The following is a 12,469-nucleotide window of genomic DNA, read 5'->3' on the forward strand; positions in this document are numbered from 1 at the left end:
ATGGCCGCGGGTCTGCGTTCACTAGCATGGCGGGCATCCACTGGCGTATCGCTCGTTTGACATGAGCGCCAGCCACACCCGTTCGTCATGCCGTGCCTTGCGGCTTGTGATCGCACTCGACAGACAGGAAGACTCTGCATGCCTCGCCTCGCGTTTGACGCCGAACAGCTTCACCTGACTCTGGATGATGGCCAGACCCTTGCCCAGCATGTGCTGTGGCTGCAAGACCATGACCCCGCTCGTCGCCATGCCAATGGCCAGCGTCTGGACAGTGTGCTCGACCTCGACTGGGACGCCGCCATCAGCGAGGCGGCGCTTGAGGAGGGCGACGTCCTGCGAGTGACACTGAGCAATGCACGCGAGATTCGCTACGGCGTCGATGAGCTGGCCGCCTTGAGTACCGGCTTTCCCGATGAGCGCAGCAGTGCGCACAAAACGCTGTGGCAGGGCAGCGAGTTCTCGGTCGCCCGGGTCGAGTGGGCCGATGTCATCGCCGGGGGAGAGGCACGTCGCAAGGCGCTGGCCTGGGTCCGTGACACCGGGGTGGTGTGCCTGCGTGGCGTGCCTGTCGAGCCGGGCAAGGTGCTCGAGGTGATCGAGCAGTTCGGGTATGTACGCGAAACCAATTACGGCAAGCTGTTCGATGTCCGCACCGAGGTTTCGCCGAGCAATCTCGCCTTCAGCAATCTCGGGCTCGGGGCGCATACCGACAATCCCTATCGTGATCCGGCGCCGAGCATCCAGCTGCTGCATTGCCTGAGCAACGAGGTGGAAGGCGGCCAGACCCTGCTGGTGGATGGCTTCGCCGCCGCCGAGCGCCTGCGCGAACTGGCGCCCGAGAGTTTCGCGCTGCTGACGCGCACGCGGGTGCCGTTCCGTTTCCATGACTCGGACCATGCCGATCTCAGAAGCTGGGTGCCGTTCATCGAGACCGATCACAAGGGCAACATCCGCCAAGTGCGTTACAACAACCGCTCCATCGCCTCGCTGCCGCTGCCGCTTGAGGCGCAACGCGCCTTCTATCGTGCCTATCACGACTGGGCGCGCGTGATCGGTCAGCCGGAGCAGGCCACGCGCCTGCGCCTTACCCCGGGGGACTGCCTGCTGTTCGACAACAGTCGCGTGATGCATGCCCGTACCGCCTTCGTGGCCGGTGGCAATCGTCATCTGCAGGGCGCCTACGCCGATCTCGACAGTCTGTATTCCACTCTCAACCTGCTGGAGAACGCCCGATGATCACGCAGCCTGCCAACGCCGAGGGCATCGTCGGCCTGATCGAGGACATCTTCGCTCTGCACGGTGCGGACTCCTATCTGGGCGAGGAGGTGACCATGGCCGAGCACATGCTGCAGGCGGCGCATCTGGCCGAACAGCAGGGGGAATCCGAGTCGGTGATTCTGGCCGCCTTGCTGCATGACGTGGGGCATTACGCCAATGCGCTGCCGCCGGAGGTCTTGATGAACGGCCAGGACAATCGTCATCAGGTCAGCGGTGCCGACTGGCTGGCGCGCTTCTTCCCGGCCGAGATCGTCGAGCCGGTACGCCAGCACGTGGCGGCCAAGCGCTATCTGGTCGCGGTGGAGCCGAGCTATCGCGCCTGTCTGTCACAGGCCTCGCTGGATAGCCTGGCCCTGCAGGGCGGGGCGATGGAGCCGCACGAGGCCGCGGCCTTTGCCCAGCTGACCCAGCTTGCGGCCATTCTCAAGGTGCGGCGCCTGGATGATGCCGCCAAGGTGGCCGGCATGCAGACGTCGGACTTCGCTTACTACAAGCCGATGCTTCAGCGCTGGGTGCTGGTGGCGGGATGACGGGCTTTCCGGTGCCTCAGCCCTGTTGGACATCCCAATAGGGCGGGCTGCCGAAGTATTCGGAGAAGTAGTCCAGGAAGGCGCGCACCTTGGGGGCCAGCTGGCGGTTGCTGGGATAGACCGCCCAGATGCCGGTCTCGCTGATCAAGGGCGTCTCGGGTAGCACCTCTACCAGGCTGCCTTCGGCCAGGTGGCGGTAAATGCTCCATGTCGAGGACAGGGTGATGCCCAGGCCAGCGGCGCAGGCGTCACGAACGGCTTCGCCATTGTCGGTGCGGATACGCCCCTTGACCCGAATCGGCTCGACGCCGTTCTCGCACTGAAAGCACCACTGGTCCATGCCGATCAGGGTCAGGCATTCGTGTTCGTGCAGCATCGAGGGGTGCGTCGGCGTGCCATGGCGTGCGAGATAGTCCGGCGAGGCGCACAGAATGCGCTTGTCCGGTGCCAGGCGCCGGGCGATCAGGCTGGAATCCTTGAGGGCGGAGTTGCGGATGGCGATGTCAAAGCCGCCCTCGACCAGATCGACGATGGTGTCGGTCAGGCGCAGGTCCAGTTCCAGATCAGGGCAGCGCTCGAGAAAGCCGGCCAGGCCCGGCACCAGGTGCATGCGCCCGAAGGAGGCGGAAGCGGTGATGCGCAAGGTGCCGCTGGGGGAGGTCGTCCCGATGCCGACGGCAGCCCGCGCGGCCTCGGCGCTGATCAGCACCTCCTCTGCATGGGGGAGAAAGGCACGGCCTTCTTCGCTCAGTGCCACATGACGCGTGGTGCGATGCAACAGGCGCACCCCCAGACTGTCCTCGAGCTTGCGCAGGTGAGAGCTGGCGACGGCGGGCGACAGCCCCAGGTCCTCGCCGGCCTGACTGATGCTGTTCACGGCGGCCAGACGGACGAACAGCTTCAGGTGCTCAAGATTCATGCGGGTGTCCTCATTTGCGTCGACGTGCGTGGCTCCCGATGGCGAGAGGCACGCCAGCAACGGCTTGGCGCAATGTTCGTGACGTTCAATACGCCCAATACGTCCAACACATCCATTACTTTCAATAAAACCAATAAACTGATTGTAGTTTATCGCCGTTTATCATTCAGGCACATGACAATTATGCTGGCTCCACATCCACGCAGGAGACAGACTCATGAAAGCGATGCTCGTCAAATCATTCGGTGGTCCCGAGGTGTTCGAAGCGGCGGAAATCGCCAAGCCCCAAGCGGCGGCAGGTCAGGTACTGGTGCGCATCGCCGCCACCAGCATCAATACCGTCGACACCATGATTCGCGAGATGGGCCCTGAGCTGCCGCTGTCTCCGGCACTGCCGGCGCTGCTGGGCATGGACTTCGCCGGTACCGTCGAAGCCGTGGGCGAGGGCGTCGAAGGCTACGCCATCGGGGATGAAGTCTATGGTTGTGCTGGTGGCCTGGCCGACCTTCCGGGCACCCTGGCCGAGTATATCGCCGCCGATGTCCGCCTGATCGCCCACAAGCCGAAGTCCCTGAGCATGGTGGAAGCCGCGGCGCTGCCGCTGGTCGGCATCACGGCCTATGAAGGCCTCAAGCGCGCCAACATCGAGGCCGGTCAGAAGGTGCTGGTTCACGGTGGTGCGGGCGGTGTGGGTCATATCGCCATCCAGCTGGCTCGTCACTTCGGTGCCGACGTCGCCTCTACCGTCGGCCGTGATGAGCACGAGACGCTGGTCGAAGGGCTGGGTGCCAGTGCCATCAATTACCGCAATGAGCAGGTCGCCGACTATGTGGCCAAGCACACCGATGGCAAGGGCTTCGACATCGTGTTCGACTCCGTCGGCGGCGCCAACCTGCCGACCTCCTTCGAGGCTGCCGCGCTCAATGGCCATGTCTCGACGACCGTGTCCTTCATGGAAATCGATCTGTCCACCGCGCACTTCAAGGGCCTGTCACTGCACGTCGTCTTCATGCTGATCCCGATGCTGCATGACTTCCGTCGTCAGCAGCACCACGAGATTCTGGCCGACATGGCGCGTATCGCCGATGCCGGCGCGCTCAAGCCGATCATCGATGATCAGGTCTTCCCGCTTGAGGAAGTGGGCCAGGCCCACGCCCGTCTGGGCAGCGGCAAGGCAACCGGCAAGGTCATCGTCGAGGTCTGATGCCGAGGTCTGTTAGCGAGACCTGATAGCGAGACCCGCCAGCCATCCAGGCGGCAGCATTTTGACACTGCGCTGGCACAGATGAACGACAGGGTGTGGCCATACGGCACGCCCTGTCGTTCGCGTCTCAAGCGTCGTGTGACATTTCAAGGAGAGAGCGCATGAAAACCATCCTTATCACCGGTTCTACCGATGGCATCGGCCTGGTCACGGCCAAGGCCCTGCTGGAGCGCGGCCATCGCGTGCTGATCCACGGGCGCAGCGAGCAGAAGGTCAATGGCGTCGTCGCCGAACTTGCGGCGCTGGCAGGGGCTGAGCGTGTCGCCGGTTTCGTGGCCGACCTGTCCGACCTGGCCGCCATCGATTCACTGGCAAGCGAAGTGCTGGCGGCCAACGCCAGTCTGGATGTCCTGATCAACAATGCCGGTGTTTTCCAGGCCCCCAGCGTCGTGACGGCTGACGGTCTCGACCTGCGCTTCGTGGTCAATACCCTTGCCCCTTATCTGCTCACCCAGAAACTGGCTTCGGCACTGCGTCCGGCCGGGCGGGTCGTCAACCTGTCCTCGGCGGCTCAATCCTCCGTGGACCTGAAGGCGCTGACCGGAGAGGTCGCGTTCAACGACCACTACGCGGCCTATGCCCAGAGCAAGCTCGCGATCACCATGTGGACCCGCACGCTCGCCCAGGACTGGGAAGGCCAGGGGCCGATCCTGATCGCGGTCAACCCGGGCTCTCTGCTGGCCAGCAAGATGGTCAAGGAAGGCTTCGGCGTGCCGGGCAAGGACCTGGGTATCGGTGCCGATATCCTGGTGCGTGCGGCACTGGATGAGGAATTCGCCGGCGCCAATGGTCAGTACTTCGACAACGACGCCCAGCGATTCGCACCGCCGCACGCCGACGCACTCGATGATGCGCTGTGCCGTGAAGTGGTCGCGACGATGGAGAAGACGCTCGGCTCTCTGGCTGGCTGAAGCGCGCCGGGAACCGCTGTCACGCTGCAATATGACGCCCCGCTCATGCTGATGATCTCTCAGCGTGGGCGGGGCGTCGTCGTATGCAAGGGCATGCAACGGCTGGCGGATGGATGGCGCAGGCAAGCCTCAGAGGCGATCGATCGCGGCGCTGACCTGCCGGGCACCGGCCAGGATCTCGGCGATGACCGCCTGGGTCTGATCGACGCTCTGCTGGCCGGCTTCACTGTGGATGACGACGGTGTTCATGCGCTCGCCCGCATGGCGGATCAAGGCCGTGTTGTCGCGCAATACCTTGCTGATCTGCTCGGCGGATTGCGTAGTGGCCTGTGACAGGCGCCGAACCTCATGGGCCACCACCGCAAAGCCTCTGCCATGATCCCCCGCGCGGGCGGCTTCGACCGCCGCGTTCAAGGCCAGCAGGTTGGTCTGCTGCGCAATGTGGGAAATGCTTTCGGCCATCTGGTTGATGCTTCTCACATGATGATTGAGCGCCTCGATGACCTGCCGCGCCGTCGCGACTTCCGTACCGGCGCGGGTGACATCCTCCACGGCGGCCGCCAGTTGTGTCAGGCCGTCAGCGGCGATGGTCTCCGTCTGCTGGGCGCTGGTGCGCGCGGCAGTGACGGCGTCTCGCGTGGCCTGATGCTGCTGCATCTCGGCGGTGATATCGCTGGCGAACTTGATGACGCGAACCACCTTGCCGCGGGCATCGAGCACCGGGTTGTAGGTCGCTTCCAGCCAGATCGGGCTGCCATTGGCCGTGACGCGCGCAAAACGCCCCTGCTTGAAGCTGTTGTTGGCCAGCTCGCGCCAGAAATCAGGGTTTTCCTCATAGAAGCTGTCAGCGCAGAAGCGACGATGATGCTGCCCGATGACGTCATGGGCCTGATACCCCATCACCTTGAGGAAGTTGTCGTTGGCCTTGAGTACGGTGCCATCCGGTGCGAATTCGATCACTGCCATCGAGGTGTTGAGCGCGGTGAGAATGGCGTCCTGACTGCTGGCGCTCTCGTGACGCTCACTGACATCGCGGGCAATCTTGATGATGTAGCGCACACGTCCGCGGCGAGTCATGACCGGCAGGTAGGTCGCCTCCAACCACAAGGTCGCGCCTCTGGCATCGCGTCGCTCGAAGGTGCCACCGCGTGAATGGCCGGCGGCCAGCTGTTGCCAGAAGTGTTGATAGTCAGGGGCCTGATGGACCTCGCTCGAGCAGAACATGCGGTGATGCTGCCCCACGACCTGATCACGGCGATAGCCCGTCGCTGACAGAAAGGCGTCGCTTGCGCCAAGAATGCTGCCATCCGGGCGAAAGAAGATGCAGGCAGTGTGGTCTTCCAGCGCACGGCGCAGGGCCTGGGCACGATCGAGCAGCATGGGAGAGTTCCTGGCAAGAGAGGGGAGGCATCAATCAGTACACCGACTGTCGATATCTTTGATGCGATTGTGCTGAAATAATGTTTATTTACTGTTGAATCCTCTATCGACACGGCTGCGCAGATCTTTAGCATCAAATTCCTGATGATGTGGGTATCAGGGGCCTCATCAATACGCTTGCCCCGCACGATTGCTCGGGCGGGGTGGGATGTGGGATGTGGGATGTGGGATGTGGGATGTGAGGTGTGAGGTGTGAGGTATGAAGCGAGCTGAAGCCAGAGGCTTGAGGCATGCCATAAGCTCGGCGGCTGGTTGATGGACTTCTCTTGGCTAGGGCTTGGGATAGACAAGTCCAGGAAGCATCTCTTCAAGCAACATGGCAGCATGCATCACTTTCATGTCCTGGAATTTTCCTCCCACCAGATGCAGTCCGACAGGCAGCCCATTGTCATCCAATCCGCAGGGGAGTGATGCCGCGGGTTGTTGGGTCAGGTTGAAGGGGTAGCTGAACGGCGTCCAGTCCATCCAGTCAGTGTATTTCTCGCCGGGTGGGACGTTGTGCCCAGCGACAAAGGGTGAAATGGGCAGGGTAGGGGTGACAAGCAAATCCCATTGCTCGTGGAAGGATTGCATGTGTGCGCAAAGTGCAGTCCGCTCTCGTCTTGCCGCCAGATATTGCGACAAGGAAATGTGGCTGCCTCGCTCTGCAATGTCCAGCAAGCCCGGGTCCATTTGTTCTCGCTGGCTGTCGGTCATCTTTTCGACCACCTGGGTGGCACCCGCGAACCACAAGGTATTGAAGATATCGAGGGGACAGGCAAACCCGGGGTCTATCTCGATGACGTCAGCGCCCAGTCTCGAGAGTAGAGCGACCGCTTCGTCCACTCGCAGGCGTATGTCCTGTGCAACGTCGACATACCCAAGCGTCGGGCTGTAAGCGATTTTCCATCCTTCAAGAGACAATGGGAGTGGCGCATTCCAATCAATGCCATGTGGATTGCCGAGCAATCCGTCTCGGGCATCCGGTCTTGCCATGCTGGCAAGCATCAGGGCGCTATCGGACGCCGTCCGCGTCATCGGTCCCAGGTGTGAGAGTGTCGACATGGCGCTGGTCGGCCATTGAGGTATCCAGCCAAACGTGGGTTTCAGGCCGAAGGTGCCGGTAAAGCTGCAGGGTATGCGGATCGAACCGCCCGCGTCACTTCCTTGATGGAGCATGCCCAGGTTGAGTGCGGCCGCTGCTCCAGCCCCGCCTGAGGATCCACCCGACGTCAGCGTGGTGTTCCAGGGATTGCGCGTTACGCCATGCAGGGGATTGTCCGTCACTCCCTTCCAGCCGTACTCCGGTGAGGCTGTCTTGCCGAGAAAGACGGCGCCTGCCTTGCGCAGGCTCGCGGCGACGGGAGCATCGACGTCACTGCCTCCGTCGGGTGATGTGGTGGCGGAGCCGTATCGGGTCGGCATGTCCCGGGACAGCGTCAGGTCCTTGAGCGTTGTCGGTACACCGTCCAGCGGGCCGCAGGGCGAGCCGTTCATCCAGCGGGCTTCGGCGCCTTTCGCCGCCTTCATTGCCCCATCATGGGCGATATGCACGAAGGCATTGACCTTGGGGTTGAGCGTGTCGATACGTTCCAGACAATCCCGGGTCAGCTCGACAGGGGAGAGCTCACCCTGGCGAAATAGCGTCAGGGCCTCAGTGGCGGTCAATTCAGATAATTGCGTGGGAAGAGAGGCTGGGGTCATGTCAGATCCTGTCCATTGGCTATCAAGTGCCGGCTATCAGGTACTGTGATCAAGTACTCGCACGTGGGACGTTCTTGGCACGTGAGATGTGCTCGGCAATGAAAAGGGCCTGCGCAATGCAGGCCCTTGTCGCTGGTCAGCGGGCTTCGATCACCTGAGGTGAGGGAGCCGCATCATCTTCCAGCTGCTCCGGGTGATATTCCGCGGTGTAATCCCGACGCGCCTGCGCGAAGCGTTCCACCACATCGGCATCCTTGCGCTGCAAGGCGAGGCTGATGATGACGAAGGCTGACGCATTGAGAATCAGGCCCCAGATGCCGGCATGCAGGCCAAGCGGGTTGCTGACGCTGGCGCCGTAGGACAGCCAGAGGACGGTCACGATACCCAGAATCAGGCCCCAGAAGGCCGCTTGCGGGTGTGCCTTGCGCCAGGTGATGGCGCCCAGTGTCGGCACGATCAGCTGAGCGGTGCCCGCCAGTGCCGCTATCCCGATGGTGACGAGCAGCCCCGGAACGGTCAGTGCCAGGATGTAGGCCGCCAGAGAGAAGCCGACCAGAGACAGGCGCCCGATGTGGACGATGCGCTTCTGATCCGCTTGCGGGTTCACGTAGCGCTTGTAGATATCCATGGTGACGACGGTCGATACCGCATGGATCTGGGAGTTGGCGGTGGACATCGCCGCTGCCGCGCCAGCCGCCATGATCAGTGATGCCAGCAGATAGGGCGCATAGTTCATCAGCATGACGGGCAGGATCTGGTCAGCATTCTCCAGGCCAGGCTCCAGCAGTACGCCGGTGTACCCCGTGAGTACCGAGCCGAAGTAGGCGAAGGCGGCGAGCCCCAGCAGGAAGGGCATCAAGCCGAACAGCTTGCCGCTTTTCACCGAATACATGCGCAGCCAGATCTGGGGACCCATGAAGGCGCCGATGGCCACGATCACGAACAGAGAGAACCACATGGAGTAGCCCATGTTGCCATTCGGCCCCGGCAGCGTCAGATGCGCGGGCGAGTCGCTGGCGAGCTGAGCGAACATGCTGGTCGGGCCACCTGCCTGGCCGGCGATGTAGTAGCCCGCATACATCATGCCGAAGAACAGCAGCGCCCCGTAGATCACATCTGTCCAGGCGATGGCGCGAATTCCGCCGACCCACACATAGACGATGATGATGAAGTAGAACAGCAGTGCGGCCAGCCAGAAGGGCACGATGCCACCGGAGGCGACCTCGATCAGGTAGGCGCCGCCTGTCAGCTGGATCTGCAGGTATGGCACGGTAAAGATCAGCGTGATGACGGCAACGAGGACTCTGAGTGCTTCACTGTTGTAGAAATCGCCCATCAGGTCTGATGGCGTCAGGTAGTCAAAGCGCTTGCCGAGATACCAGACGCGCTTGCCCACCCAGTAGTACATGAAGCCGAAGAGCAGGTTCCACGCAAGCGCGGTGAGATAGATCGGGCCACTGGTGTAGAAGGTGGCATTCGATCCCAGGAAGGCAAAGGCGCTCCACCAGGTGGCCGCCACCGTGAAGAACACGGCAATGCTGCCCATGGCCCGCCCCTGAACGAAGAAGTCTTCGCTGGTCGTCTGGGACTTGCGGGCCGAGACGAGCCCGACGATCAAGGGAATGATCATGAAGGCCGCGATGATCAAGATGCTTCCAGTCATGGTGAGCTCCTCAGCGCTTGCCGCCGGTGGAAGGGGCTCTGGCGCTACCCCAGTTGGTCAGGTAGGCATACAGGAACACGGCGGTGAGGAAGCCCCACCACACCAGGTTCCAGACGAGGAAGAACGGAACTCCCATCACCATGGGCTCGATCTTGTTGGCCATCAGCATCAATGGACTCTCGAGCATCAAGAATCCCAGCAGCATGCTGCCGTAGATGGCGACCTTGCGGGTCGTGAAGCGCTTTCTCATTGCATTCCCCTTTATTGTGGTTGGTGGGGCGGGTTGTGACCTGTCGTGTCGTTGGCAGGGAACCAGGCATGGCAAAGCATCAATTATTGTATTTATGCGTATAAATTAACCAATAGGTGACAATCCCCCTACCGTCAAGGAAGACACGGCGTTTTCGCTTTTCGCCTCACCCGCGACGCAGGCCCCCAAAATCTGGATAATGGCGGCCATCGCGTAGCCGTCTGACTGGCGTGCTGGCGCCCACACTCTTCACAGCGGTGCATCGTTCATGGAAATCAAGGTCAACTTTCTCGACAACCTGAGGCTCGAGGCGAAATTCGACGACTTCACGGTCATCACCGATCAGCCCATCCGCTACAAGGGTGATGGGTCGGCGCCGAGCCCGTTCGACTACTTCCTGGCGTCGTCGGCGCTGTGCGCGGCGTACTTCGTGAAGGTGTACTGCGTGGCGCGGGACATCCCGACCGAGAACATCCGTCTGTCGCAGAACAACATCGTCGACCCGGAGAACCGGTACAACCAGATCTTCAAGATCCAGGTGGAGCTGCCGGAAGACCTCTCCGACAAGGACCGTCAGGGCATCCTGCGTTCCATCGAGCGTTGCACGGTGAAGAAGGTCGTCCAGACCGGCCCGGGCTTCGAGATCGAGACGGTCGACAACCTCGACGAGGACGCCCAGGCATTGCTGATGGCGGAGCCGCCGGAAGGGCAGAGCACCTGGATCGAAGGCAAGGACCTGCCGCTGGAGCAGACCATCGCCAACATGACGGGCCTGCTGAATGATCTCGGCATGAAGATCGAGATCGCCTCCTGGCGCAACATCGTGCCGCACGTCTGGTCGCTGCACATTCGTGATGCCGCCTCACCGATGTGCTTCACCAACGGCAAGGGCTCGACCAAGGAGAGCGCGCTGTGCTCGGCACTGGGCGAGTTCATCGAGCGCCTGAGCTGCAACTTCTTCTACAACGACCAGTTCTTCGGCGAAGCCATCGCTGACAGCGAGTTCGTGCACTACCCGAACGAGAAGTGGTTCCAGCCGGGTCCGAATGACGAGATCCCGGAAGGCGTGCTGGATGACTACTGCCTGGAAATCTTCAATCCGGACGGCGAGCTGGGTGGCTCCAATCTGATCGACACCAATTCCGGGCGTGCGGATCGTGGCATCGTGTCCTTGCCGTTCACTCGCCGCTCGGACGGTGAGACGATCTACTTCCCGTCCAACCTGATCGAGAACCTGTATCTCAGCAACGGCATGAGCGCCGGCAATACTCTGCCGGAAGCCCAGGTGCAGTGTCTGTCCGAGATCTTCGAGCGTGCCGTGAAGCGCGAGATTCTCGAGCAGGAACTGACCCTGCCGGACGTGCCGCAGGAGGTGCTGGCCAAGTACCCGGAAATCGTCGAAGGCATCGAGGCACTGGAAGCCCAGGGCTTCCCGATTCTGGTCAAGGACGCCTCGCTGGGCGGCCAGTTCCCGGTGGCCTGCGTCACCTTGATGAACCCGAAGACCGGCGGTGTCTTCGCCTCCTTCGGCGCGCACCCGAGTTTTGAAGTCGCCATCGAACGCAGCCTGACCGAGCTGATGCAGGGCCGCAGCTTCGAGGGTCTCAACGACTTCATGCCGCCGACCTTCAACTCGCTGGCCGTGTCCGAGCCGAACAACTTCGTCGAGCACTTCATCGACTCCTCGGGTCTGGTCTCCTGGCGCTTCTTCAGCTCCAAGACCGACATCGAGTTCGTCGAGTGGGACTTCTCCGGCAGCAACGAAGAAGAAGTCGCCAACCTGTTCGGCATCCTCGATGAGATCGGCAAGGAGTCCTACATGGCGGTGCATGAGGATCTCGGTGCGCCGGTGTGCCGTATCCTGGTGCCGGGCTATTCCGAGGTCTATCCGGTCGAGGACCTGGTGTGGGACAACACCAACATGGCGCTGGATTACCGCGAGGACATCCTCAATCTGCATCGTCTCGATGATGAGCAGCTGGCGGACCTGGGCGAGCGTCTCGAAGAGAGCCAGCTTGATGAGCACATGGACATCAAGACGCTGATCGGCATCGAGTTCGACGAGAACACCATCTGGGGCCAGCTGACGATTCTCGAGCTGAAACTGATGATCAACCTCGCGCTGGGTCAGCACGAGGACGCGCTGGATCGCGTCGAGATGTTCCTGCAGTACAACGACAACACCGTCGTGCGCGGCCTCTATTATCAGGCCATGAAGGCGGTGCTGGAGATCACGCTGGATGACGAGCTGGAACTCGAGGACTACCTCTACAACTTCCGCCGCATGTTCGGTGAAGACACCATGGCTGCCGTGGTGGGCTCCGTGCAGGGCGAGGTTCGCTTCCATGGTCTGGAGCCGACCAACATGCAGCTGGAAGGGCTCGATCGCCACCTGCGCCTGATCGAAAGCTACCAGAAGCTGCACGCCCATCGTGCTGCCCTGGCGGCCAAACAGGCCTGATGCTCGCCTGTTGAATCCCGTGGCATGACAAGAACGGCCCCTCACTGGATGGTGAGGGGCCGTTTTCGTA

10 protein-coding genes are annotated in these 12,469 nt (G+C 61.9%); 5 read left to right on the forward strand and 5 right to left on the reverse strand.

The features are described 5' to 3' along the window. Positions 1-138: 138 nt before the first annotated feature. Entirely contained in the window at positions 139-1,236 is a 1,098-nt protein-coding gene (locus tag QD356_RS03990) for a TauD/TfdA family dioxygenase (RefSeq protein WP_192838060.1), read from the forward strand. Next, the gene (locus tag QD356_RS03995; protein WP_192838061.1) at positions 1,233-1,808 is read left to right on the forward strand and encodes an HD domain-containing protein; all 576 of its coding nucleotides are present in this window, start codon (positions 1,233-1,235) and stop codon (positions 1,806-1,808) included. The genes QD356_RS03990 and QD356_RS03995 overlap by 4 nt, the downstream gene beginning before the upstream one ends. 16 nt (positions 1,809-1,824) lie before the next feature. Here QD356_RS03995 and QD356_RS04000 read toward each other — a convergent pair whose 3' ends face one another. After that, positions 1,825-2,727, reverse strand: coding sequence for a LysR family transcriptional regulator (locus tag QD356_RS04000; protein ID WP_043332286.1), 903 nt, complete (start codon positions 2,725-2,727; stop codon positions 1,825-1,827). Positions 2,728-2,944: 217 nt separating this feature from the next. Here QD356_RS04000 and QD356_RS04005 point away from each other — a divergent pair, with 217 nt between their 5' ends. Together QD356_RS04005 and QD356_RS04010 are read left to right on the forward strand one after the other, a co-directional pair. Continuing rightward, on the forward strand, positions 2,945-3,931 hold the full coding sequence (locus QD356_RS04005) for a zinc-dependent alcohol dehydrogenase family protein (RefSeq protein ID WP_192838062.1): 987 nt from the start codon (positions 2,945-2,947) through the stop codon (positions 3,929-3,931). A gap of 161 nt (positions 3,932-4,092) precedes the next feature. Then, positions 4,093-4,902, forward strand: a complete 810-nt coding sequence (locus QD356_RS04010; protein WP_131431839.1) for an SDR family NAD(P)-dependent oxidoreductase — start codon at positions 4,093-4,095, stop codon at positions 4,900-4,902. 129 nt (positions 4,903-5,031) lie between these two features. Here the strand turns inward: QD356_RS04010 and QD356_RS04015 are convergent, their stop codons facing one another. From QD356_RS04015 to QD356_RS04030, 4 genes are all read right to left on the reverse strand, one after another. Continuing rightward, on the reverse strand, positions 5,032-6,282 hold the full coding sequence (locus tag QD356_RS04015) for a PAS domain S-box protein (protein WP_192838063.1): 1,251 nt from the start codon (positions 6,280-6,282) through the stop codon (positions 5,032-5,034). Between the two features lie 330 nt (positions 6,283-6,612). Continuing rightward, positions 6,613-8,025 (reverse strand): amidase, encoded by a 1,413-nt coding sequence (locus QD356_RS04020; RefSeq protein WP_192838064.1) that lies wholly within the window; start codon positions 8,023-8,025, stop codon positions 6,613-6,615. Between the two features lie 136 nt (positions 8,026-8,161). Then, positions 8,162-9,688, reverse strand: a complete 1,527-nt coding sequence (locus QD356_RS04025) for a sodium:solute symporter family protein (RefSeq protein WP_192838065.1) — start codon at positions 9,686-9,688, stop codon at positions 8,162-8,164. 10 nt (positions 9,689-9,698) lie between these two features. Next, positions 9,699-9,938: a hypothetical protein gene (locus QD356_RS04030; RefSeq protein ID WP_107335026.1), complete on the reverse strand. Its 240-nt coding sequence runs from the start codon at positions 9,936-9,938 to the stop codon at positions 9,699-9,701. A gap of 268 nt (positions 9,939-10,206) precedes the next feature. Between QD356_RS04030 and QD356_RS04035 the strand changes: the two genes are divergently transcribed. Continuing rightward, positions 10,207-12,399 (forward strand): OsmC domain/YcaO domain-containing protein, encoded by a 2,193-nt coding sequence (locus tag QD356_RS04035; protein WP_192838066.1) that lies wholly within the window; start codon positions 10,207-10,209, stop codon positions 12,397-12,399. The last annotated feature ends 70 nt before the right edge of the window (positions 12,400-12,469 follow it).

This window comes from Cobetia sp. 2AS (genome assembly GCF_029846355.1).
GTDB classification, from domain to species: Bacteria; Pseudomonadota; Gammaproteobacteria; order Pseudomonadales; family Halomonadaceae; genus Cobetia; species Cobetia amphilecti.